This is a genomic window from Bacillus sp. ISL-18, from assembly GCF_018613415.1.
Taxonomy (GTDB): domain Bacteria; phylum Bacillota; class Bacilli; order Bacillales; family Cytobacillaceae; genus Neobacillus.
Window position 1 is genome coordinate 743,531 of record NZ_JAGGQG010000010.1, and the last position, 24,893, is coordinate 768,423.

General features: G+C 39.2%; 24 protein-coding genes. 4 read left to right on the plus strand and 20 right to left on the minus strand.

Features of this window, described 5'->3' with window-relative positions; translation table 11 throughout:
* Positions 1-73: 73 nt before the first annotated feature.
* From dnaI to J7E81_RS16925, 8 genes are all read right to left on the minus strand, one after another.
* Positions 74-1,000: a primosomal protein DnaI gene (dnaI, locus tag J7E81_RS16890; protein WP_215044045.1), complete on the minus strand. Its 927-nt coding sequence runs from the start codon at positions 998-1,000 to the stop codon at positions 74-76.
* Positions 1,001-1,010: 10 nt separating this feature from the next.
* The gene (locus tag J7E81_RS16895; RefSeq protein WP_215044047.1) at positions 1,011-2,408 is read right to left on the minus strand and encodes a replication initiation and membrane attachment family protein; all 1,398 of its coding nucleotides are present in this window, start codon (positions 2,406-2,408) and stop codon (positions 1,011-1,013) included.
* Between the two features lie 190 nt (positions 2,409-2,598).
* Positions 2,599-3,060: a transcriptional regulator NrdR gene (gene nrdR / locus J7E81_RS16900; RefSeq protein WP_144564449.1), complete on the minus strand. Its 462-nt coding sequence runs from the start codon at positions 3,058-3,060 to the stop codon at positions 2,599-2,601.
* A gap of 174 nt (positions 3,061-3,234) precedes the next feature.
* Positions 3,235-3,633 (minus strand): hypothetical protein, encoded by a 399-nt coding sequence (locus J7E81_RS16905; RefSeq protein ID WP_215044049.1) that lies wholly within the window; start codon positions 3,631-3,633, stop codon positions 3,235-3,237.
* 160 nt (positions 3,634-3,793) lie between these two features.
* Positions 3,794-4,825, minus strand: coding sequence for a glyceraldehyde-3-phosphate dehydrogenase (locus tag J7E81_RS16910; RefSeq protein WP_215044051.1), 1,032 nt, complete (start codon positions 4,823-4,825; stop codon positions 3,794-3,796).
* A 154-nt stretch (positions 4,826-4,979) separates the two neighbouring features.
* Entirely contained in the window at positions 4,980-5,585 is a 606-nt protein-coding gene (coaE, locus tag J7E81_RS16915; RefSeq protein ID WP_215044053.1) for a dephospho-CoA kinase, read from the minus strand.
* Positions 5,586-5,604: 19 nt separating this feature from the next.
* Positions 5,605-6,240, minus strand: a complete 636-nt coding sequence (gene ytaF / locus J7E81_RS16920) for a sporulation membrane protein YtaF (protein WP_215044055.1) — start codon at positions 6,238-6,240, stop codon at positions 5,605-5,607.
* Positions 6,241-6,378: 138 nt separating this feature from the next.
* Positions 6,379-6,744, minus strand: a complete 366-nt coding sequence (locus J7E81_RS16925; protein WP_215044057.1) for a winged helix-turn-helix transcriptional regulator — start codon at positions 6,742-6,744, stop codon at positions 6,379-6,381.
* 215 nt (positions 6,745-6,959) lie between these two features.
* Between J7E81_RS16925 and hxlA the strand changes: the two genes are divergently transcribed.
* Entirely contained in the window at positions 6,960-7,607 is a 648-nt protein-coding gene (gene hxlA, locus J7E81_RS16930; protein WP_215044058.1) for a 3-hexulose-6-phosphate synthase, read from the plus strand.
* Positions 7,608-7,609: 2 nt separating this feature from the next.
* Positions 7,610-8,167, plus strand: coding sequence for a 6-phospho-3-hexuloisomerase (hxlB, locus tag J7E81_RS16935; protein WP_215044060.1), 558 nt, complete (start codon positions 7,610-7,612; stop codon positions 8,165-8,167).
* 144 nt (positions 8,168-8,311) lie between these two features.
* On the opposite strand, the gene mutM is transcribed toward hxlB, so the two are convergent.
* From mutM to J7E81_RS16955, 4 genes are read right to left on the minus strand one after another with little or no spacing between them, the layout of a single operon-like run.
* A complete protein-coding gene (gene mutM, locus J7E81_RS16940; RefSeq protein ID WP_215044062.1) occupies positions 8,312-9,139 on the minus strand; it encodes a DNA-formamidopyrimidine glycosylase in 828 nt (275 codons plus the stop codon).
* Between the two features lie 15 nt (positions 9,140-9,154).
* Positions 9,155-11,791, minus strand: a complete 2,637-nt coding sequence (polA, locus tag J7E81_RS16945) for a DNA polymerase I (RefSeq protein WP_215044065.1) — start codon at positions 11,789-11,791, stop codon at positions 9,155-9,157.
* Positions 11,791-13,227 (minus strand): two-component system histidine kinase PnpS, encoded by a 1,437-nt coding sequence (gene pnpS / locus J7E81_RS16950; RefSeq protein ID WP_215044067.1) that lies wholly within the window; start codon positions 13,225-13,227, stop codon positions 11,791-11,793. The genes polA and pnpS overlap by 1 nt, the downstream gene beginning before the upstream one ends.
* Complete coding sequence (locus tag J7E81_RS16955; protein ID WP_215044069.1) at positions 13,224-13,940, minus strand: response regulator transcription factor; 717 nt, start codon at positions 13,938-13,940, stop codon at positions 13,224-13,226. The genes pnpS and J7E81_RS16955 overlap by 4 nt, the downstream gene beginning before the upstream one ends.
* A 195-nt stretch (positions 13,941-14,135) precedes the next feature.
* Here J7E81_RS16955 and J7E81_RS30600 point away from each other — a divergent pair, with 195 nt between their 5' ends.
* Positions 14,136-14,522, plus strand: coding sequence for a nuclease-related domain-containing protein (locus J7E81_RS30600; protein WP_251028672.1), 387 nt, complete (start codon positions 14,136-14,138; stop codon positions 14,520-14,522).
* 604 nt (positions 14,523-15,126) lie between these two features.
* On the opposite strand, the gene J7E81_RS16965 is transcribed toward J7E81_RS30600, so the two are convergent.
* From J7E81_RS16965 to J7E81_RS16990, 6 genes are all read right to left on the minus strand, one after another.
* Positions 15,127-15,354, minus strand: coding sequence for a hypothetical protein (locus J7E81_RS16965; RefSeq protein WP_215044071.1), 228 nt, complete (start codon positions 15,352-15,354; stop codon positions 15,127-15,129).
* Positions 15,355-15,534: 180 nt separating this feature from the next.
* Entirely contained in the window at positions 15,535-16,011 is a 477-nt protein-coding gene (locus tag J7E81_RS16970) for a MaoC/PaaZ C-terminal domain-containing protein (RefSeq protein ID WP_215044073.1), read from the minus strand.
* A gap of 83 nt (positions 16,012-16,094) precedes the next feature.
* On the minus strand, positions 16,095-17,033 hold the full coding sequence (mdh, locus tag J7E81_RS16975; protein ID WP_215044075.1) for a malate dehydrogenase: 939 nt from the start codon (positions 17,031-17,033) through the stop codon (positions 16,095-16,097).
* A 141-nt stretch (positions 17,034-17,174) separates the two neighbouring features.
* Positions 17,175-18,443 carry an NADP-dependent isocitrate dehydrogenase gene (gene icd, locus J7E81_RS16980; RefSeq protein WP_215044077.1) on the minus strand — a complete coding sequence of 423 codons (1,269 nt, stop codon included), beginning with the start codon at positions 18,441-18,443 and terminating at the stop codon, positions 17,175-17,177.
* Between the two features lie 146 nt (positions 18,444-18,589).
* On the minus strand, positions 18,590-19,708 hold the full coding sequence (citZ, locus tag J7E81_RS16985) for a citrate synthase (RefSeq protein WP_215044079.1): 1,119 nt from the start codon (positions 19,706-19,708) through the stop codon (positions 18,590-18,592).
* 444 nt (positions 19,709-20,152) lie between these two features.
* On the minus strand, positions 20,153-20,614 hold the full coding sequence (locus J7E81_RS16990; protein ID WP_215044080.1) for a DUF441 domain-containing protein: 462 nt from the start codon (positions 20,612-20,614) through the stop codon (positions 20,153-20,155).
* Between the two features lie 212 nt (positions 20,615-20,826).
* On the opposite strand from J7E81_RS16990, the gene ytvI reads away from it, so the two are divergent.
* A complete protein-coding gene (ytvI, locus tag J7E81_RS16995) occupies positions 20,827-21,942 on the plus strand; it encodes a sporulation integral membrane protein YtvI (protein ID WP_215044082.1) in 1,116 nt (371 codons plus the stop codon).
* A 96-nt stretch (positions 21,943-22,038) separates the two neighbouring features.
* Here ytvI and pyk read toward each other — a convergent pair whose 3' ends face one another.
* On the minus strand, positions 22,039-23,802 hold the full coding sequence (gene pyk / locus J7E81_RS17000) for a pyruvate kinase (protein ID WP_215044084.1): 1,764 nt from the start codon (positions 23,800-23,802) through the stop codon (positions 22,039-22,041).
* A 41-nt stretch (positions 23,803-23,843) separates the two neighbouring features.
* Positions 23,844-24,803 carry a 6-phosphofructokinase gene (gene pfkA, locus J7E81_RS17005; RefSeq protein WP_215044086.1) on the minus strand — a complete coding sequence of 320 codons (960 nt, stop codon included), beginning with the start codon at positions 24,801-24,803 and terminating at the stop codon, positions 23,844-23,846.
* Between the last annotated feature and the right edge of the window lie 90 nt (positions 24,804-24,893).

Genomic DNA, 24,893 nt, shown 5'->3' on the forward strand with positions numbered 1-24,893 from the left:
CACAGCCTTAGAATTGTTATTTAAATAAAAAAAGGACCGCCATATGTTTACAGGCAATCCTTTCATGTTACTATTATCTTCTGTTTGGCCCATCTACTAAAACAGGCTCACTCAAGGTACGGATTCTTTCCATAATTCTCCGGGCTTTCATTTTCTCTTCCTCACCGCGCTGGCTATAGGTTAAATGGTGCTCCAGCCCTTTTAAATCAAAGTTTGACGTAAAAAAGGTTGGAAGGTTCTCGAGCATTCGGAATTGGAGGATCGGACCAAGGACCTCATCCCTTGTCCAACTGGATACGGCCTCCGCGCCAATATCATCCAGCATTAAAATCGGTTCTTTTTTCAAGGCCTCTATTTTTTCGTTTAAGGTAGAATCGGCAATTGAACTTTTCATTTCCCGTAATAATTCCGGGACATAAACAATCATAGAGGAAATTTGTTTTTTGGCCAGCTTGTTCGCAATGGCGCCAAGTATATACGATTTCCCAACACCAAATTCTCCGTATAAATATAAGCCTTTTGCCTGCTTCCCTTGTTCATAGTTTAAAATAAACGACAGGGATCGTTGAATGGCATCAATTCGATTATTATCATGTTCAAAGTCCTCAAACGTTGCATTCAAGATATCTTTAGGAACATATAAACTTTTAATTAACTTTTCATTTTTTCGTTTTTCATCATCCATCATTTTTCTTGGACATCGTTCATATCTTACATCAATTGAATTCCTTACTAATACCAACTCGGGCTGATATCCCTTCATCATATTAATACAGCCATTAAGACTTTCACACTTATTACATTCTTGGCTTTGATTAATATACTCGTAAAGCTTGTTTAAGCCCTTTTCAATTGTATCCTTGGTCAACTCATGTTCATGTTCCCTAATAAATGATTTCACTGCAGGATGCGACAGCGTTTCTTGGCGCATTTTTTCATATCGTTTTTGAAAACTCTCACTTGAGGCTATCCGGTTTAGCGTTCGGTTAATCTTTTCCATATGTCACCTCTTAATCATCGATTGCTTTTAACATTTCTTCTATTTCACGTTTTTTAGCCTCTAAATCAGGATCTTTTTCTTTTAGGACTTCCACAGGTTCATTTTTTGGATCTTTATCAAACCAATCAGGCAAAAGTTCGGTCCTAATAGGTTTTTTATTTGATGTTCTTCTATTTTTCTTCTCTTCATCCCAAGAAAGATACTTACTATGTTCACTTCTCGCTAATTCCATCGCTTCTTTAACGGTTTTAACTTCCTTCCGTGCCCAGTGGCTGGCAATTTGCTCGACATAGTTCTTAGTAAATTTCGAATCTGCTTTTAACAGAACATATTGGATGAGCACATTGACAACACCAGGCAGCAGTTTCTTCTTGGACATGACATCTTCAATAATTTTCAATTCGGTATCAGAAGGTTCAATTCCATGTGATGCGTCTCTAAATACCTTAACAGGGGATGTGGTTTCCAACGAACGGACTAACTCCTCTTCTTTCGTCTTTGGCTCGTCTAATTGATTACGGTATCTAGGCGGCTGTGTCCGTTCCACTAAGCTTGGATATTGCTCATTATTTTCAAATTGATACCAGTTTCGTGCTGCTTTTCTTAAGTCCGCGAGATCAATTTCATTATTTGGATTAATGGCATCAAGAATTAAATTTTTCATTTCAATCGGATTTATATTATATAGGAATGACAGATTACTAATCACTTCTTTTACTTTTTTCGTTAATGCCTTTTTAGGGACAAGTGATTCATTTAAGCCGGCCAATAGCAAACCAAAATCAAAAGTATCGATATCAATTTGAATCCCCTGCTGTTCCTGACGGCTAATAAATTGTTCATCATCCTCCGCTTTTAATTCTCCTGAAACATCTTGTATATATTGCATGCTCCCGAGGGTGGCAGAGGCAAACACATCTTGGAATGCCTTCGTTACATTCTGATATTCCGTTTCCTTTGGTTTTTGTTGATCAGTAAAAAATCGCTTCAATCGGGAAAAATGGTTCTTCCCGATTTTCCGGAATAAATAAATGTTCAACATTCCATCTAAAAAGAACTGCTCCGGATTTAAAGGCGGCTGGAGCTCATAAATGAAGGAACGCTCTTCATCTCCTGTCTTAACATAGGTTTTGATTAACCCGATTCCCTCTAGCTTTAACCTAGCTTCGTAAATATCCTTTAAATTCATTCCCATAAGATTCATCAATAGATGGTGTGTCGATGATTCAGACCAGAGGCGATTTTCCTCCAGTTCTGCCCAAAGCGTCATGTATAAACTTAAGCAAGCTGACCCTATCAGCGGCTGATATAAAAACGTCAGCACTTTACGGTCATATTCATGCAGCAGCCCGCCGGCAGCTACTATATAACGGTCGATAGGAAGAATTTCCTGCCAATGCTGCGCCATATCAATCCAACCTTTCCTCTGAAAATTGTATAATAAAAGTCCAGCTACAGCGCCTAGGGGCTCGAGATCATAAGTCAATCCGGCAAGAAGGTTAAAGTGCAACCTTCTCACCGGATTGTCTTATGCTTGTCGCCCCTGGTCAAGGCGCTTCCGCTTTGTAAACAAAAAGAGCTAAAATCATCAGCTCCTTTTACGATTTTTCCTTTTTTATTAATTCTTTTAGTTCGTCTATAAAAACATTAATATCTTTAAATTGGCGGTACACAGAGGCAAATCGCACATAGGCAACTTCATCTACGTGTGCCAGCCTGTCCATAACCATTTCGCCAACCGCTTCACTTTTGATTTCAGAAATCCCTTGGCTGCGAAGGTCTTTTTCCACACCGTGCGTTATATCTTCTAATTCCTTTAAGGCGACAGGGCGTTTCTCACACGCCTTAATTAGGCCCCTTAGAATTTTATCACGGCTGAATTCTTCTCTTGTTCCTTCCTTTTTCACCACAATCAGGGGAATCTCTTCAATCTTTTCAAATGTAGTAAACCGATAACCGCATTCCTCGCATTCTCTTCTTCTCCGTGTTGCACGTCCTTCATCAACAGGCCGGGAATCAAGCACACGTGTACCGTAATTTTGACATGAAGGGCACTTCATTGTTAATCAACTCCAAATCTGAATAAAAGAACTTGCCAACTGGTGTTCCCCTAAAGGGGCGAAGACAAAGGCGTTATACGTTGTGTTTATACATCTTTTAAACCAGCCCTCTATTTCCGAACAAAATCCTTAACTTTATCTTATAAAAAAGAGGGCTTTAACACAAGTAGCGGATTACGAGTTTTTTCTTATTTCGACAAGGTTATGTAATCGATTGATTCGTTCATAATAAGATTCAATCCTCTTTTTCAATTGTGGATATATACCTAGGAGAGAAAAACTCTCTGACGAAATATTAAAATCAACTGCTGTTTCCATTGGTTTTACAGAAACAATCGTGACGACTAGAAAGCATGGAATAGGTTTATTTATTTCAACCGCAATCTCCCCATGGTCTTTGGATACAGTGGTGACTCGACAGTCCGCATCGTCGTGAAATAATTTCTCAACCGACTGAAATAATTGATTAAAGGTCCCTTTATAATAGTGCGTTTTTAACGAAACATCCGTATTACGGTCAGACGTTTCTAGTTGTTTTTTAAATCGTGTAAAAATATTCACCATGATAGCCATATAAACCCTCCAAGTTTCTTCCTTTTTCTCTATTTTACAACATTCTGTTAAAAATATAAAAAGAGGAGTACGAATTAGTACACCTCTTTTCATATTTTTTATTAGGAAGCAGAAAAATTTGCTCATTTGGCCTAAAGAAGGACTTCCCACAAAGGGATTATTAGCTGACTTTCACCTTTGACATTTTAGCGATTTCCTCTGCCACATACAGGGCGAGATCAACCACTCGTGATGAATAGCCCCATTCATTATCATACCAAGCTAAGACCTTGACTTTCCTTGTTCCCATTACCATTGTTGAGAGACCATCAATAATAGCAGAATGGGAGTTTGTATTAAAGTCTACAGATACTAAAGGCTCCATCGTAACATCCAAAATTCCTTTTAACGAGCCATTTGCAGCTTCTAAAAACGCTTGATTAATATCGTCTAGTGTAACATCACATTTTAGATCGACAACTAAGTCCACTAATGAAACATTAGGAGTCGGCACACGTAAGGACATCCCATGCAGTTTTCCTTTTAATTGCGGAAGCACCAATGATATGGCCTTAGCCGCTCCTGTTGTCGTTGGAATAATAGATTGTCCACATGATCGGGCTCTTCGTAAGTCCTTATGCGGATTATCAATATTCTTCTGATCGTTTGTATAAGCGTGAATGGTTGTCATTAAACCAGATTCGATACCGAATGTTTGATCCAAGACCTTTGCAACAGGTGCGAGGCAGTTGGTCGTACACGAAGCATTAGAAATAATATCATGCTGATTAAGATCAAGCATGTCTTCATTTACTCCCATTACAATGGTAACGTCCTCATTTTTACCCGGCGCTGTTAAGATAACCTTTTTAGCACCTGCTTCCAGATGAAGTGCGGCATGTTCACGAGAATTAAATTTTCCCGTAGCCTCAATGACAATATCAATCCCAAGTTCCCTCCAAGGTAATTCCTCAGGGACACGATTATTTAATAGTTTAACTCGTTTACCATTTACGATTAATTCATTATCTAAAGGGATAACATCTCCCTGAAATGTCCCATGATTTGTATCATACTTAATGAGATGAGCTAAGGTTTCTGCCGGATAGCTCGCATTGATTGCTACAACCTCAAGATTCCCTTCATAAATTGCTTTTCTAAAAACCATCCTTCCAATTCTCCCAAACCCATTGATCGCAATTCTCGCTTTCATTTTACGGCCCCTTCCGTATTAGTGTTATACTGTTATCAAGTATTGTTACAATTAGTATAACACATTAAAGTTTAATTGTGATCATTTAATCGCGGATATTTTTAAAAATTTGTCTAAAGCAAAAAGAGAAGGGGTTAGTCCCTTCTCTTTTCCATTATTCTTGTGTTATTCCCCATTTAGCAAGTATCACAAGCAGCTGTTGTTTCGTCTCATCAAGCGATCCATTATTATTTATTACAGCGTCAGCAAGCTTAATTTTTTCAGATAATGGCATCTGAGAATTGATTCTAGCTTGTGCATCTTCATGGGTTAGGTTATTTCTTTCCATTAATCTTTGCAATTGTATGTCACGATCAACATAAACCAGTATCGTTTTTTCAACCATCGCGGTTAGGTTACTTTCAAATAATAAAGGAATATCCAAAATCACTACCTCTTCATTATTCCTCTTGGCAGTCTCCACTTGTTCTAGCATTCTTCGTCTTACTTCCGGATGGGTTATTTCATTTAACCGCTGCCGTTGATCAGCTTGATGAAAGATAATAGCACCAAGTTTTTGCCGGTCAATTTCTCCAGTTTCTAAAAGAATTTCATCGCCAAATTCGGCAAGAATTTTCTGGTAAGCAGGTTCACCTTTCATGACCGCTAAGCGGGCTTCAACATCTGCATCAATAACGGTGATAGACATTTCCTTTAACATGTTTGATACTGTACTTTTTCCACTGGCAATTCCGCCTGTTAGACCTATAACGAGTGACATGCTTTGTTCCTTTCTAGGGTTATAACTTCATAACTCCAATGATAATTAATAAGACTCCTGGTAAGAAAGTAAATTTTTGAACCCATTCAAATTTATGAAAAAATGCGCCACTTTTGATCCCTAACAGAACAAATAGAGAACTCATGACGGCGACCGCTAATGCTAAAGAAAAGGGAGAATACCCAAGCATGGCCGCCCCAATCCCTGCACCAAAAGAATCTAGTGATAAGGCAAAGCCAAGCATTAAGGCCTCGACCCCTGTAATCGTTCCAGATTGGTCAAAATCGGCAGACATCGGCTTTTTTAGGATGTTTATGGCGATTCCTAAAGAACGTATCTCAAAGTTTACAATGGTCTTTTCATGCTCTATCAATTCTTTTTCCTTCTCTGGCCGAAAAAACTGATATAACACCCATGCACCAAGGGCGATTAAGATGATTCCTCCAAGGCTTGCCGTTAGTTTGGGTGACAGTATCTTTTCCAGCCCATGTCCAATGGACACGGCTATCATTAATGAGACAGCCGAGCAAGTGGCAATAATTAAAACGGATCTAAGCGGCATCACCATTTTCCTTAACCCATAGGTGAAGCCAACGCTAAAACTGTCGAGACTGAGCGCAAAAGCTAAAATAAGAAGTGAGAACAACTGAACCATGATGTCTAGGGCTCCTTCCTCCGAAATCACTACGATAGTATATGGAAGGAGCCCATCCCATGTGATTAGGAGTAAATCTTTGTTCATCATAAGTTCAAGGGACAGCTTTATGTTGGTGTCACGCGATTTATTGCCTATCTACTTTACAGATGTACTGCTATTTGGGAGCTCTCCAATCACATTTTCCATATAATTTTTTCCCCATTCATACATGGCATCAAGAATCGGCATTAAACTCTTTCCCTGCTTGGTCAAGGAATACTCCACTTTTGGCGGAACTACAGGATAAACCTTCCTATCGATGATAAGGTCTTCTTCCAGTTCACGTAATTGGTTAACAAGCATTCTTTGTGTAATTCCAGGAATGAGAGCCTTTAGTTCACTAAAGCGCTTTGTTCCTTGTTTGCCTAAATGCCACAAAATCAGCATTTTCCATTTCCCCCCGATAACAGAAAGGGTAAGTTCTTTTTCACAATTAAAGATTTTTTCACTCGTTCGTGACATATGTTCACCCCCTACTTAGTTTATCACTTAGTATACTTTTTGACACTATGTAAAAATAAAGTGCGTACTTCTCAAATTTAAATATAGCTATTATACTAACCACTATACCAATGATTGCGCACATTGGTTACAGATGCCGAGTGAATTTCATGTCATTCGAGGGCATTAATACTATAGTGCAACAAATTAAACTAATCATGAGGAGTGAAATATAGATGGAATTACAATTAGCATTAGATTTAGTCAATATTCCACAAGCAATTGAACTGATCAAAGAGGTGGAAGATCATATTGATATTGTTGAAATCGGCACGCCGGTTGTCATTAATGAAGGTCTCCATGCAGTAAAAGCAGTAAAAGATGCATTCCCTAATTTAAAAGTATTAGCAGACTTAAAAATTATGGATGCTGCTGGTTATGAAGTCATGAAAGCATCCGAAGCCGGCGCAGATATTATTACAATCCTTGGTACAGCAGAAGATGAATCAATCAAGGGTGCGGTTGCGGAAGCTAAAAAACAAGGGAAAAAGATCCTTGTGGACATGATTGCTGTAAAAAATCTGTCTGAACGCGCAAAAGAAGTTGATACAATGGGTGTGGATTATATTTGTGTTCATACTGGATATGATTTGCAGGCAGTGGGAAAAAATTCATTTGAAGACCTTCAGACGATTAAAAGCGTTGTAAAAAATGCCAAAACAGCCATCGCAGGCGGTATTAAATTAGAAACCCTTCCAGAAGCTTTAAAAGTACAACCAGATCTTGTCATTGTGGGCGGCGGTATTACGGGACAAGCTGATAAAAAGGATGCGGCGGCAAAAATGCAGCAAATGATAAAAGATGAAATGGCTGTCCTTTACTAAAAATGCAAGCCACTCAATATTTTGCAGAAATTTTAACAGAGCTAAGCCGCTCTATTTCTTTAATAAAGGATGAAGAAGCTGAAAAGCTGTTAAACGGAATTCTTGAATCCAAGAAAGTCTTTGTGGCAGGTGCAGGAAGATCAGGATTAATGGCAAAATCCTTTGCCATGAGAATGATGCACATGGGAATTGATTCCTATGTTATAGGTGAAACGGTAACCCCTACTTTTGAAAAAGATGATGTTTTGATTATCGGTTCAGGCTCGGGTGAAACAAAAAGCCTAGTCTCCATGGCTGAAAAAGCCAAAAGTATTGGTGGAAAAATAGCAGCCGTAACCATCTATCCTAATTCCACCATTGGACAGCTAGCTGATTTCACCATTCAATTACCTGGGTCCCCAAAGGATCAATCAGAAGGCAATTATAAAACCATTCAACCAATGGGTTCGCTGTTTGAACAAACCCTTCTGCTCTTTTTTGACGCGATAATTTTACGATTCATGGAGAAAAAGGGATTAGATACGAATAAGATGTATGGCAGGCATGCCAATCTTGAATAAAAAATGATTTCCGAATTACTCCATAGTTTGGATTTTGAAGTAGGAAAATATTTTTCCTACTTCTTTTTTAATGCTTTGAAAAATGATTTGATACACCTTTTCCATTCTTAGGCGCTATAGCTGGACCGTTTTCAAAGTTCACTACTAAATTATTTGGCAGTTCGGGCAATAGTGTGTTCCCCGACCGCCTACAGTGATTTTCTCTAGCGGTGTTCCGCATTTTTTACAGGCTTCCCCTTTTCGGCCATACGCGTATAGGTCCTGCTGAAACATACCGATTTGGCCTTGGGAGTTAACATACGAACGAATTGTACTGCCGCCTTTTTTAACTGCCTCACTTAATGTCGCGACAATCTCATCATGCAGGACTGATATTTCCTCTTCATTGAGCGTACTCGCAATCCGCTCAGGATGAATACCTGAACGAAATAGAGCCTCATCAACATAGATATTTCCAAGACCAACAAACAATTTTTGGTCTAATAAGGCTGTTTTAATCCTACGATTCGTCTTTTTTAATTTTTCAGCTAAGTATTCCTTTGTAAACTCCTCCGAAAATGGTTCCGGACCAAGTTCTAACAATGGAGGCTGTATAAATTCTTCACCTTTTTTATAGAGATGCATGGTCCCAAATTTACGGACATCGCGGTACCGCAGCTCGGTATCATCCGTAAAATGAAAAATCACATGTGTGTGCTTATCAAGCTCTTCTTCTTTTGGATACAGACCATATTTGCCCTCCATACGTAAATGAGACACCAAGGCAAAATGATCGGTATAAATAATTAAAAATTTCCCTCTTCGGCCTACATCCACAATTGTTTCTCCTTTTAAGGCATCGATAAATTGTTCCACCTCTACAGGATTTTTGATGATTTTGGGCCAAAAGACAGTAATGTTAGCAATTTCCTTATCAAGGACGAGATGTTTTAATGTTTTTCTTACAGTCTCTACTTCAGGAAGCTCCGGCAATGTTGGTCCTCCTTTTTATTTTGCATCAAACCAAGTTGGTCCATAGGCATAGTCCACCTTCAACGGCACTTTTAATTCAAGGGCATTTTCCATGACATCGGGAACTAATTTCTTCAATATTTCAATCTCCTCCTCGGGAGCTTCAAAAATAAGTTCATCATGGACCTGGAGTAACAGTCTTGTTTTTAGCCCTTTATCCTTTAAAGCCTCATCCATATCAATCATCGCTTTTTTGATAATATCTGCAGCGGTCCCCTGGATTGGCGTGTTCATGGCTGTTCTTTCTGCAAAGCTTCGTAAATTAAAATTTCGAGCTGTAATTTCAGGGAGGTACCGTCTTCTTTGCATTAAGGTTGTCACATACCCCTTTTGTCGGGCCGAATGAATAATATCATCCATATATTCCTTGACTCCAGGATACGTATGAAGATAACGGTCAATAAACTGTCCTGCTTCTTTTCTTGTGATTCCCAAAGATTGTGATAGTCCATAATCACTGATTCCATAGACTATCCCAAAGTTTACAGCCTTTGCCTGGCGGCGCATATTAGAGGTTACTTCATCGGCGTCAACATGAAATACCTCCATCGCTGTTTTCGTATGAATATCCATATCATGCTTAAAGGCATCAATCAGCTTTTCATCACCCGCTATATCGGCAAGCACCCGCAGTTCAATTTGCGAATAATCAGCAGCAAAAATGACCCAGCCCTCTTCGGATGGTACGAACGCCTGACGGATTTTCCGCCCTTCCTCAAGGCGAATAGGAATATTTTGCAGATTCGGATCAATCGAGCTTAATCTGCCCGTTGCGGTTAACGTTTGCTGATAACGTGTATGGACCTTTCCTGTTTCTGAATTAATGACTTTCAGAAGGCCCTCAATATAAGTGGATTGCAGCTTTCCAAGCTGGCGATACAGCAGGATATACTGGATGATTTCATGATCCTCTGCTAATTTCTCTAACACATCAGCAGATGTCGAATGACCAGTCTTTGTCTTCTTGTATGAGTACAAGCCTAATTTTTCAAAAAGAATGACTCCCAATTGTTTAGGCGAGTTAATGTTAAACTTTTCACCAGCTAACTCACATATTTTCCCTTCAATTTCTACTAGTCTTTCTGTTAGTTCCTTCCCCATCTGCTGAAGCCGGTCTTGTTCAACCTTAATCCCGGTGGATTCCATATCCGCTAAGATAAGAGATAAAGGCATTTCTAACTCGTTAAAAAGTTCATATTGTTCATTTTCCCTTAATTCATCTTCGAGCTTCTCTCTTAACTCTGACATGGCAAGGCTTTTTCGAACCAGATGCTCAGCATGTTTTGCGGTTTCAGGAACCTTCCGTTTCGCCCCTTTTCCATAAAAAGATTCGTCTGATTGAATATTAAGGTTTTGATATCTCTTGGCAATCGCGGCAAGATCTTCAATATTTTCCGATGGGTTAACCAAATATGCTGCCATAAGAATATCAAAATCAGTTCCTTTTAAATGGATATCATATCTTCGTAAAGCAACCTCTGAGCGTTTCGCGTCATAAACAATTTTCCTTTTTCGTTCATCCTCCGCCCACTTTTTAAAAACAGTTGATTTTAATGCCTGCTCGGTCGACAAATAATAATGGCCCGTTTCATTTACGATTGAGAACCCAATTATGTCAGCATAGTGATAATTATCGTCAAGCATTTCAACATAAAAATAATTGTCATCCGCAAAGATATCTTCCGTTATTTCCTCAGGAATTTTATAGTCGATTTCCTCTAGTACATGTTCCACTGTGTCTATTCGTTCATCGCCCAGCTTTTCTAATAAGGAGTTGAAACCTAATTCTTTAAATAAGCTGATTAGTTTTTCTCTGGTAAAGCCTTCATACGCAATGGTATCTAACTCAACCTCGACCGGGGCTTGCCGTTCAATTGTCGCAAGTTCTTTGCTCATTAATGCTTGTTCCTTAAACTCAGCTAATTTTTCCTTCAACTTGTTCCCGCTAACTTGGTCAATGGAAGCTAATAAATTTTCCAAGGTGGAAAATTCTTTAAGCAGCTTAATGGCTGTCTTTTCTCCTACCCCCGGAACTCCAGGGATATTATCGGAAGGATCTCCCATAAGGCCTTTCATATCAATGATTTGCTCTGGCGTCAAACCGTATTTTTCTGCAACATGCTCAGGTGTGTACACCTCAATATCTGTTATTCCTTTTCTGGTAATTCCGACCGTGGTAATCGGAGAAGATAGTTGGGTTAAGTCTTTATCGCCAGAGATTACCTTAACTTCAAAGCCATCCTTTTCAGCGGTTAATGATAGTGTGCCAATAATATCATCTGCTTCATAATTTTCAAGTTCATACCTCGAAATCCCGTACGCATCCAGCAGATCACGAATGAAAGGGAACTGCTCTGACAGTTCAGGAGGAGTTTTTTGCCGGCCGCCTTTGTACTCGCCAAAGGTCTTATGCCGAAACGTGGTCTTACCTGCGTCAAAGGCAACCAGCATATGGGTTGGCTTTTCATCTTCCAATATTTTCATCAACATCATGGTAAAACCGTAAACTGCATTAGTATGTATTCCTTTATCATTATTAAGTAAAGGGAGCGCAAAAAAGGCGCGATAGGCAATACTATTCCCATCAATCAGCACAAGCTTTTTCTTTTCCATTAACTTTCACCATCCATCAAAATCATTTCTTTTGGCAGTTCAATGATAAATTCACTGCCCTCACCGAGTTTACTCCTCACACTTATACTGCCGTGATGCGCTTCGACTAAATGTTTTACAATCGCTAAACCCAGGCCTGTACCGCCGGAGTTTCGACTTCTCGCGCGGTCAACCCGATAAAACCGTTCAAATATTCGAGGAATATCTTCTTTACTAAGACCAACTCCAGTGTCTTTTATTGATATACGCACTTTTTCTTCCCCGTCAATTAGGATAATTCTCACCGCTCCATCCGCAGGTGTATAGGTAATCGCATTATTGATTAGATTGATAAACACTTGCTTTAAGCGATCCAGGTCCCCGTATAGTAGGACTTTGTTTTGTTTACTATGAAATTCAAGCTGAATGTTTTTCGTCTTAGCTTTCCCATCCAAAAGTTTCAGGACATCGTGAAGCACAGAGTATAGATCGATCAACTGTATATTTAATTGAAAGCCATGCTGCTCAATTTTTGAAAGCTCCAAAAGGTCTTGAATCAAAGTCTGAAGCCGATCGCTTTCTTTTAAGATAATGGAGAGAAACGATTGAAGCGTTTCTTTGTTATTCATCGCTCCATCCAAAAGGGTTTCGGTAAAACCCTTAATAGAGGTGACTGGAGTTTTTAATTCATGAGAAACATTGGCGACAAAATCCTTACGCATTTGTTCCAGTTTCTTCATTTCTGAAATATCGTGGAATACAAGCAATACTCCCTTCCAGACATTGTTAGCGCCAATAATGGGTACCCCATACACAATAAAATATTTTCTTTCAATCTGCAAAGGTAAATGTAATTGTTTGCTAACCTTTTGTTCCGTTCGAAATACCTCGGCAACGAGCTGACGAATCTCTTCATAATCGATCACCTCGTAATATTGTTTATTGATATAATCACTTGGATTGATATGAAAAATATCAACATAGCCTTTATTAACTAAATTAATATACCCTCTACTGTCAAATAGAATTAAACCTGCACCCATATTTTCAATCAAAGCACTTAAGCGGTCTTGCTGGATTTCTCGAACTTTGGTGAGTTCTTGCAGATTCTCTGCCAGCATGTTAATCGAGGAACCTAACATTCCTGTATCGTCTAACCTGTTTACTTTTGTACGGGCACGGTAGTTTCCATGTGCAAGTTCGATTGCCACTTCGGTGGCGGCTTTAATGGGCTTTGTATATCTCGTGGTAATACTGATGGCTAGAATGACGGTGACGATGACAGCTGTTCCCAAACCGGCGGTTAAAAGCAGCCAAATTTCCACTTTGATTTTGTCATTCAGGGTGTCCAAAAAATTATATTTAAAAAACTGCCCCAGCAATATTCCTACGCCAATTAGGACCATTATTATTAAACTAATTAATACAACGAAAGCCCTCGAACGAAACTTAATCATTCTCCTTTAGGCTCCTCCAGTTTATAGCCCAGGCCGCGTATCGTTTTGATATAGGCAGGCTTTTTCGTATCTTTTTCGATCTTCTCGCGCAGATGTGAAATATGAACATCGACAATTCTAGTATCGCCTGCAAAGTCATAATTCCAAACAGCACTCAGTAATTGATCTCGAGTCAATACACGACCTTTATTTTGTCCAAGAAAAAGGAGCAATTCAAATTCCTTTAGAGTTAATTCGAGTTGATTCTCTTGGAAAAAAGCTTCATATTTTCCTGGGTAGATCGTTAATTTCCCAATCTGGATCTGCTCCTCTGCTTGATCGCTGTCACTTGCTGCTTCGGTTTGGAATTGTGCTCTTCTTAAAATGGCTTTAACCCGGGCGATGACCTCTCGTGGACTAAAAGGCTTGACCATATAATCATCAGCACCCAGCTCGAGTCCTAGAATTTTATCTAGTTCATCATCTTTGGCCGTTAACATCAGGATTGGCGTCATAATATTTTGTTGCCTGAGCTTTTTGCAAACATCCATTCCATCTAATTTGGGCAGCATTAAATCCAAAACGATCATATCAGGGGACTCGGTTTCGGCTAATCGTTTTCCCTCTGCCCCATCCATTGCCGTAACAACCTCAAAGCCTGCCTGTTCTAAATTATATTGAAGTAAGGTCACAATTGATTGTTCATCATCTACAACTAGTACTTTATTTTTCATGGAATAACCCCCACCTTCTAGATATTCTCATTATATCTATAAGGAATATGGATTATCTAGTTTTAGGGGCTGCTAAAGATATTTGTTATATAAGAACGCTTTCTTGTAAAGAAATTTACATAGAATTCACAATTCTCGCTGATTTCGCCATTTTCGTTTTATACAATAGTATTGGTAAAAGAAAGGATGTGTAATATGGCCTATAAACCACGTACGGTACCTGAAGATTTAAAGGTTCTACGGATTTTAAACAATCGAATGGCTTTAACTGCAGAACAGCATAAGTACTATCTATATAAAGAGAAAGGTTTTGAAGGGGAGGTCCGGTTTGATCTCTTAACAGAGCAGCTGCAAAGTGATTGCTTAATTTTAAATGATTTGTATCTTGAAGTTAATAACACCTCGTTTCAGCTTGATGCCTCGATAATTTTTCAACATACTTTTTATTTCTTTGAGATTAAAAATTTGGAAGGAGATTATTGCTATCGTGAGGAACGTTTTGAGACCATTTTTGGAAAAATTATTAAAAACCCTCTTGACCAGATAAGTAGAAGCAACTCCTTACTACTCCAATTATTTTAAAAACTAGGTTTTTCTCTATCTATTGAGGCCTACGTTGTATTTGTAAACCCTGAATTTTTTTTGTATCAAGCTCCAATGGATAAGCCCATTATCTATCCCCCACAGTTAAAACAGCTTATGAGAAAACTAGATAATACACCATCTAAATTAACGTATCATCATAAGAAGATGGCGGATAAGCTCATTTCATTGCATCAGGTTCAATCTCCTTATTCCAATGCAAATATTCCAACATATGAATACAATCAATTACGTAAAGATATAACATGTTCTGTATGTCATTCTTTTTCTTGTTCATTTTCTAGTGGAAATGTTATTTGTGTTGATTGCGGGCATGTAGAAAGTGTGGAATCCGCTGTTTTACGGTGTGTAGAGGAGATTCGGATATTATTTCCGAATATGAGGATCACTACTAATGTTGTTTTTGAATGGTGTGGGATAATAGATTCAAAAAAGGTCATTCGACGGATACTTAAAAAGAACTTTAAAGCAATAGGAGAAAGAAAATTACGTTATTTTGAGTAAAGACCAATGAGCAGCAGGAATGGAGTTGGTCATAACTTCCATGTTGAGTTAATTAGATACATTCATTTACCTGTAAAGCTTATATTCTGAAAAGATGGTCAATGATATTTTTTTCATTGACCTTTTCATCCTCTTTATCTAACTGTCGGGCAATGAGATTTTTTTCTTTTCCCCTTTTGACCACTTTTGCTCCTTGGCGGGCAATGAAACCCTTTTTCTTTTCCCCTATTACCCACTGTTTCTCTTCGGAGGGCAGTGAAACCCTCTTTCTTATCCCTATAGACCTCTTTTTCTCATCGACGGGCAATGAAACCCTCTTTCTTTTCCCTTATAGACCTCTTTTTCTCTTCTGCGGGCAATGATACCTTTTTTCTTTTCCCTTATAGACTTCTTTTTCTCATCGACGGAAAATGAAACCATTCTTCATTGACCGCAACTGTCTCTTTTCTTTTAGAATCGTCCATGAAGAAATTAGCCATATATAAATTCAAAAATTATCCAAAACCTTCCCATGAATATCTTCCAACCGATGCGGCGGGCATACCATTAACTGTCCTTCAATCACCTTATCATTAGCTTCATTCATCCCAACGACACGAATCACCACCACATGGGCGGTCTGATTCACCTCAATTACCTCGAACAGAAACTCGACCGTCTCATAATGATAAACCGGCTTTAGAAACTCAATCTCCTGTTTTAAAAGATGACTACCAGGCCCCGGCAGATATTTAGATACAGCTGAAGTCATAATCCCTGTCAGCATAATACTAGGGACAATCGGCTTTTCAAATGGAGTTTGGGAAGCATAATCATGTTGAATATAAAGAGGATTGGCATCATCCGTCAGGCCTAGATATAAAAGCAGATCCTTGTCTTCCATTTTTTCCGTTAATGATAACTTTTCACCAACACTTATCTCATCAATTCGGCGGCCAAGCCTTCTTTTTTTTCCTAACAGCATCAAATCACGCCTCTCTTGTAAGCGATTACATTAATGATAGAGAAAATTCGGAGACCGACATTGATCCCCGAACCCAATTTTATTTAGATTAATACTCGCATTACATTGCGAACAGATTCGACTGATTTATCTAATGCAGCCTTTTCTTCAGCAGTTAAATCTAATTCAATGATTTTTTCAATCCCATTCGCTCCAAGAATCGTTGGTACGCCAAGATAAATACCTTCATAGCCAAACTCGCCTTCTAGATACGCAATGGATGGTAATACACGGCGTTGATCTTTAAGAATAGCTTCACACATTTCAACTAAAGATGCAGCCGGCGCGTAGTAAGCACTTCCATTTCCAAGAAGGTTAACGATTTCGCCCCCGCCCTTTCTCGTACGCTCAACAATTGCCTCTAAACGATCTTTAGGAATTAACGTTTCTAATGGAATACCGCCAGCATAGGAGTAACGTACAAGCGGAACCATATCGTCACCATGACCGCCGAGAACAAAACCTGTAACATCTTTTACAGAAACGTTTAATTCTTGAGCAACAAAGGTGCGGAAACGCGCCGTATCAAGAACACCAGATTGACCAATCACACGACTTTTAGGGAAACCAGATTCCTTGAATACCGTGTAGGTCATGGCATCAACTGGGTTAGTTAAGACTATAATGGTACAGTTTGGAGAAAATTTAACGATTTCTTGTGTAACGCTTTTCATAACTTTTTGGTTTGTTTGCACTAAATCGTCACGGCTCATCCCTGGTTTACGTGCAATACCAGCTGTAATGACAACAATATCAGAATCACGTGTATCCTCATAGTTAGATGTACCAGTAATGTTGGCATCAAAACCTTGAACCGGACTCGCTTCAAGCATATCTAACGCTTTACCTTTTGTAGGATTTTCCATTGGAGCAATATCCACTAAAACGACATCACCAAGTTCTTTTTGAGCTAGTAAAAATGCTGTTGTTGCACCAGTAAAACCGCCGCCAATTACAGAAATCTTTTTACGTTTTAATGACATTTTAAGCTCTCCCTTTGAACGTATTAGTTTTTAAAGGCCTACATATAGGAAGGGGCTGTTAATAACAGCCCCTGTTCCTGATAAAAGCATTTAGAGAACAAGGTTCCTTAATAGTTCATGCCGCCTTTTACCAGCGTATGATTATTCCATGTTCTTGATAAGCTCGTCACCAAACTCTGATGTTTTTACTTCAGTTGCCCCATCCATTAAACGAGCAAAGTCGTAAGTTACAACTTTAGAAGCAATTGTTTTTTCAACTGATTTTATGACCATAGTTGCCGCTTCATTCCAACCTAAATGTTCAAGCAGTAACACTCCGGATAAAATAACAGATGATGGATTTACTTTATCTAGACCTGCATATTTTGGTGCAGTACCGTGAGTTGCTTCAAAAATCGCATGACCAGTTTCATAGTTGATGTTAGCTCCTGGTGCGATACCGATACCGCCAACTTGAGCTGCAAGTGCATCAGAGATATAGTCACCGTTTAAGTTTAATGTTGCAACGACATCAAACTCGCGTGGACGAGTAAGGATTTGTTGTAAGAAAATATCAGCAATCGCATCTTTTACGATGATTTTGCCAGCAGCTTCAGCATCTGCTTGTGCTTTGTTCGCAGCATCTGAGCCTTGTTCTGCTTTAATGCGGTCATATTGTGCCCAAGTGAACACTTTATCGCCGAATTCTTTTTCCGCAAGAGCATAGCCCCAGTTTTTAAATGCGCCTTCAGTGAACTTCATGATATTCCCTTTGTGCACTAAAGTAACTGACTTACGGCCTTCTTTAATGGCATAATTGATTGCTGCACGGACTAGACGATTTGTTCCCTCTTCAGAAACTGGCTTAATACCAATACCTGATGTTTCAGGGAATCTAATCTTGTTAACGCCCATTTCATTTTGCAAGAAGTCGATAACCTTCTTTGCCGCATCAGTTCCTTTTTCATATTCAATACCAGCATAGATATCTTCAGTATTTTCACGGAAGATTACCATATCAGTATCTTCTGGACGCTTAACTGGTGAAGGAACACCTTCAAACCATCTCACTGGACGCAAGCATACAAACAAATCTAATTCTTGACGCAGCGCAACGTTTAATGAACGAATTCCTCCGCCAACAGGAGTCGTTAATGGACCTTTGATTGCAATCAGATATTCATTGATTACATCAAGTGTTTCTTTAGGAAGCCACTCGCCAGTTTGGTTAAATGCCTTTTCACCAGCTAGAACTTCCTTCCATACTATTTTACGATCGCCTTTATAGGCCTTTTCTACAGCTGCATTTAAAACTCTCTCGGAAGCTGCCCAGATATCTGGTCCAATTCCGTCCCCTTCAATAAATGGAATAATAGGGTTGTTTGGTACGTTTAGAACTCCGTTGTTTACTGTGATTTTTTCACCTTGCATTGTGTTATTCTCCCTCCTGGTATGTATAAAGACTTTGAAGTTTGTTCGTGATCTATCAAAAGACTGAATCAAAGGTTAGAGTGGTAATCCTCTAACCTTTATTAATCCAATTCTATTGAATCAATTTTTTGAATAAAAGTAAAATATTAACCTCTTTGCTCCACTGGGACATATTTTTGCATGCCAGGACCTGTATAATCGGCACGAGGACGGATCAAACGATTATTTTCATATTGTTCTAAAATATGAGCTAACCAGCCTGATACACGGCTTACCGCAAAGATTGGTGTCATTAAATCATGGTCAATACCTAAACTATGGTACACAGATGCTGAATAAAAATCCACGTTTGGCGGTAATTTCTTTTCGCCTGTCACAATGGCTTCAATCTGAACAGACATATCAAACCAGTGTGGTTCCCCAGTCAACTCGGTCAATTTCTTAGACATTTCTTTTAAATGCTTTGCTCGAGGGTCGCCTTTTCGGTATACCCTGTGACCAAATCCCATGATTTTTTCTTTGTTTGCAAGTTTACCGCGAACGTATGGTTCAACATTTTCAAGAGTGCCAATTTCGGTTAACATCTTCATTACCGCTTCGTTTGCACCACCATGAAGTGGTCCTTTTAAGGCACCAATGGCTGATGTAACACCTGAATATACATCAGATAATGTTGCGACACACACACGTGCAGTAAAGGTAGATGCATTCAACTCATGATCTGCATGCAGCACCAATGCCTTATTCATTGCTTCTACCGCAATTGGTTTAGGTTCATTCCCAGTTAACATATATAAGAAATTAGCTGCAAAGCTTAAATCCTTTCGTGGGGCCACTGGTTCAAGCCCTTTTCTAATCCGGGCGAACGTGGTAACGATGGCTGGCATTTTCGCTTGCAGACGAACTGCTTTTCGATAGTTGGCATCTTCATCCATAATGTCTGCTTCATCATCATATAACCCTAACAAGGAAACTGCTGAACGAAGGGCTGCCATTGGATGCACTTTTTTAATTGGATACATTTTAAAGTGCTCGATGACTTCCGGCGGCAGGGCTGAGTTTTCAGCTAACTGTACTTTTAGCTCTGCTAACTCCTCTACATTCGGTAATCTTCGATGCCATAATAAATAAATAACCTCTTCAAAACTAGCATTTACTGCTAAGTCATCAATGTCATAGCCAACATATGTCAGTGTGTCATCAATAATAGAGCTTATGGAAGATGTTGTTGCCACTACCCCTTCAAGACCGCGTGTTACTGTCATAGAAAATCTCTCCTCACATTCTGAATTTCCCCATCTTTCTTTAAAAAACTGTCTGCTGACATTTACTCTAATAAAGGATTTTGTCAGCTCTTCATTACTCTTATGCCGGATAAGATCGTTATATCTTTGATCTGGCAAAAATCTTATAACAACTGAAATCCATTAATAGGATTCAGTTGAGTTAAAAGCTTATTTATGGCGGTTGCCTTCGTAAAATGACGCCCTGCTTTTTCTTTTATTCTTTTGACTGAGCGATTGCTCGGAATCAAGCCAAGAAAAGTGTATTCTTACCAATCTTTAAAAAATAATTTACAAGTAATTCAATATTTATATATGGAATATGTAAATAAGGATACGCTTACAAGCTTATTATAAACAATTATCAGATTTTTGTGAATGAAAAGACACCGAAAAACTCAAAAAAATTATTATTTCACAAAAAATCTAGCTAAAAAATCCGAATACTTTCATCGCCGTATAGGCAATACCAGCACCAATCAGAGGTCCTACTGCTACACCTTTAAAAATTGAAACAGACAGAATGGTACCAAGTACTAAAGCGGTTGTAATCTGCGGATCATCTGCCAGCAGTTTAACCCCGCCCTTGGCAAGTAAGGCCACAAGCACCCCCGATATTAGAGCCACCCAAGCATATGGTGACTTAAATGACGCTGTTAAATCTTTAAAGCCGATATCGCCGCTGGCAATTGGGGCGAGCACTGCAATGGTAATCAGCGTTACCCCCCAGTTAATCCCCTTTGACTGTATAAAAGAAAAAGATTTTGCCTCTAAACCTCCCGCCTTTAATAAAAGCAGGACAGCAATCGCGATCATTAAAGAACTATTTTTCGCAATTAACCCGATGACGAGTAATAGCAGGAGGAATAATAATGATTCGCTGAACATGGTATCACCAATCCTTTCCAAATTATTGTGCCATACTATTTAGTTACAGCCCGATTTCATTATTTTTAGTTTCTTTTTTTATTACCTGCGTGAAACTTTTCCCGTTATGAATCGTACTATTTTTAGAGAATAAATTTTTCTGGGAAATTATGCAGTTTCTATCATTAAATGTTAAACTGAAATTACTCATTTATTTTAAAGGAGGGCTGCTTTTGGAGCTTAAATATATATACCGGACCATACGATTTTTACTGGTCGCAGGTGGTGTGTTTTTGGCGTTGTATTTATTTTATTTCTTGTCAAAAGTCACCTATCCATTTTTAATTGGTCTTATCATTGCCTTTCTGATCAATCCCTTTGTCGACTTCCTTCAGAAAAAGGCAAAAATGCCTCGCGTACTTGCCGTTCTCATTGCCTTAATCGTGATATTTGCCTTATGTGCCGGTTTAATTACGCTGTTAGTTGCTGAGATTGTCTCTGGTGCAGCCTATTTGGCTACAGTAGTTCCGGAACATCTAGATACACTGATTAATTACCTAGAGGATTATTTTACAGCTCAAATTATTCCCTTATACAACCAATTAACAAGTGTGTTTAATAAGCTGGATGCGGGTCAACAGGACACGATCATTGGCAATATTCAAAATGTAGGGGCAAAAGTCGGCTCAACAGTGGGGACGTTTATTAAGAATCTTTTTGGTAATATACCAAATATCATATCGTGGTTTCCCAATGCTGCGACTGTTCTCATTTTCTCTTTATTAGCCACCTTCTTTATCAGCAAGGATTGGTATCACTTGTCAGCAATGGGCGGTAAAATCCTGCCTCAAAAAGCGAAAACAAGTGGAAAAACGGTTTTTGCAGACCTAAAGAAGGCATTATTTGGTTTTATCAAAGCACAGCTGACCTTAATTTCAATTACCACGGTCATTATTCTGATTGGGTTGCTCATTCTTAGAGTAGATTATGCCATAACGATTGCATTAGCAACAGGAATTGTGGATATTATCCCTTACTTGGGTACAGGTGCTGTCTTTGTGCCATGGATTATTTATGCCTCTATCAGCGGTGATATGGGGCTGGCGATTGGTTTAGGTGTTCTCTATATCATTGTCCTTGTCCAGCGTCAAATTATGGAGCCGAAGATTCTCTCATCTAGTATCGGTCTCGATCCGTTAGCCACCCTTATAGCCTTATTCGCAGGCTTTAAATTAATAGGATTTCTGGGCTTAATTGTTGGTCCAGTCACCCTAGTGATTATCACCACTCTAAAAAGAGCAAATGTCTTCCATGATGTCTGGGTATTTATCAAAGGCCGAGAAGTATAAGCAAAGTAAAGGATAGAAAAAACGTCAGCCCCAAATGGATGCTGACGTTTTTTTCTTGTCTTCTATTTCATGCTATTCATTAAGAGAGCTTAATGATTATAGGACACTTGCATGTCCGTTATAGACAATTCCTCTTGTTGCATCAACAGTGATTTCTTGGCCATCACTAAATAGCTCAAGGGCACGGTCAACACCAACAATGACCGGAATGCTTAAGTTAAGACCAACAACCGCTGCATGGCTGGTTAAACCGCCTTCTTGCGTAATAATGGCCGCACACTTTTCAATGGCTGGCATCATATCACGATCAGTTCCAAGTGTTACAAGTATGGAACCTGGCTTTACTTTTTCCAATGCTTCCTTTGCATCATGGGCAACAACCACTTTACCGAATGCAGAACGGCGTCCAATCCCCTGTGCTTTTGTAATAAAATCGCCCACCAAATGAATCTTCATGATGTTCGTTGTACCTGCTTCCCCAACTGGTACGCCGGCAGTGATTACCACCAAATCGCCATGTTTAACAATGCCGCTGTTTAAGCTTTCTTCAACTGCTGTATCGAGCATATCGTCTGTGGTTGTTGAAGTTCTGCCATGCTGTGGATAAACCCCCCAAACTAGCTGTAAACGACGAACAATGTGTTCATTAGCTGTAATGGCTACAATGGCTGCTTTTGGACGATATTTAGAAATCATTCTAGCAGTGTGGCCGCTCTCCGTTGGTGTAATAATAGACTTAACCTCGAGATTTAAAGCGGTATGTGCTACAGATTGGCCGATTGCATCTGTAATATTGTGTTCTGTGTCCTTGCTGCGGCTTGATAAGATTTCTTTATGATCTAAAGCTTGTTCAGCTCTTGAAGCAATATTATGCATGGTTTGCACGGCTTCTACTGGGTATTGGCCTGCAGCCGTTTCACCAGAAAGCATAATAGCATCGGTACCATCAAAAATGGCATTGGCAACGTCACTCGCTTCCGCACGAGTTGGTCTAGGGTTACGCTGCATTGAATCAAGCATTTGTGTAGCAGTAATAACTGGCTTTCCAAGAGCATTACATTTTTTAATAAGCATTTTTTGCACAAGTGGTACTTCTTCTGCAGGAATTTCTACACCTAGGTCTCCACGTGCAACCATTAATCCGTCGGAAATTTCAAGAATTTCATCGATGTTATCTACGCCTTCTTGATTTTCAATTTTAGGGATGATTTGAATGTGTGTTCCATTATTTTCTTCCAGCAGCTGACGAATTTCTAGTACATCTTTCGCACGGCGGACAAACGAAGCTGCGATAAAGTCAACACCTTGCTCAATCCCAAATAAAATATCTTGGGTATCTTTTTCTGTAATCCCCGGTAAATTTACTGATACACCAGGAACGTTTACACCTTTTTTATTTTTCAAAGTACCGCTGTTTAAAATTTTAGTATGAATTTCTTTTTCGGATTGATTGATGTCTGTAACCTCGAGGCCGATTAATCCATCATCTAAAAGAATTCTAGAGCCTACATGAACATCTTCAATTAATCCAGGATATGTAACTGAAAATTTTTCTGTGGTTCCTTCTACTTCTGTCATGGAAACAATAATGTTTTTTCCCGCTTCAAGCTCAATTGCTCCATTTTGCATGTTATTCGTACGAATCTCCGGACCCTTCGTATCAAGCAGGATGGCTACAGTCTTACCAGTTTGCTCAGAAGCTTCCCGGATATTTTTAATTCTAGCCCCATGTTCTTCAAAATCACCATGAGAAAAATTTAATCGGGCAACATTCATACCCGAATTAATTAATTGTGTTAATTTTTCAATGGACTCACTTGCAGGTCCAATCGTACAAACGATTTTTGTTTTTCGTAGCATGCTTTTTTCCTCCTATTTTTAGAAAAGACAAACTCCAATTCCTATATTGATAATTCCTTAGATAATTTAAATAAGTCAAGGTCGAGCGTATGCTTTTTCTCTAAGGCTTCAATGATATCATAGTCAACAAGCTTATTATTTTCGATTCCTACGGCACGTCCGCCTTTTCCTTCAATTAGCAATTCAACCGCACGTGCTCCAAGCCTGCTGGCTAGCACTCGATCCGCTACGGTCGGTGAACCGCCTCGCTGGATATGTCCCAGTACCGATACTCTTGTTTCAAATTCCGTGTTTTCTTGAAGCTGACGGGCAAATTCATAGCCACTGCATACTCCTTCAGCCACGACAATAATACTATGCTTTTTACCGCGATCATGTCCACTGCGCAGTCTTTCAGCTACTTCTTTCATGTCATAATTTTCTTCTGGGATTAAAATGGTTTCCGCTCCGCCTGCCAGTCCAGCCCATAAAGCAATATCCCCGGCATTACGTCCCATTACTTCAATAACAAATGTTCTTTCATGGGAGGTTGCTGTATCACGAATTCTATCAATCGCATTGATGACAGTATTTAGGGCCGTATCGAAGCCAATCGTTAACTCTGTTCCAGGGATGTCATTGTCAATGGTCCCAGGTACACCAACACACGGATACCCTTGCTGTGTTAAGGCTCTCGCACCGCGGTAAGAACCGTCTCCACCGATAACAACTAGCCCTTCAATACCGTGTGCACGAAGCTGCTCAATTCCTTTTTGTTGGACTTCTGGATTTGCAAACTCAGGAAGACGGGCAGACTGAAGCATCGTACCACCACGATGAATGATGTCACCCACAGAACCTAACTCAAGCTTTTTTATATTTCCACTAACTAATCCTGCATAACCACCGTAAATACCATATACCTCTACATTATGAAAAATTGCTTTACGAACCACAGCACGAATGGCTGGATTCATCCCAGGAGAGTCTCCCCCACTTGTAAGAACGCCTATTTTTTTCATGTATATCACCCCAATAATCAATTTGACCCGTATGTACACACCGTTAGTAAATAAATGAATTAAGCCTAAACTTCACAGTACTTTATTATT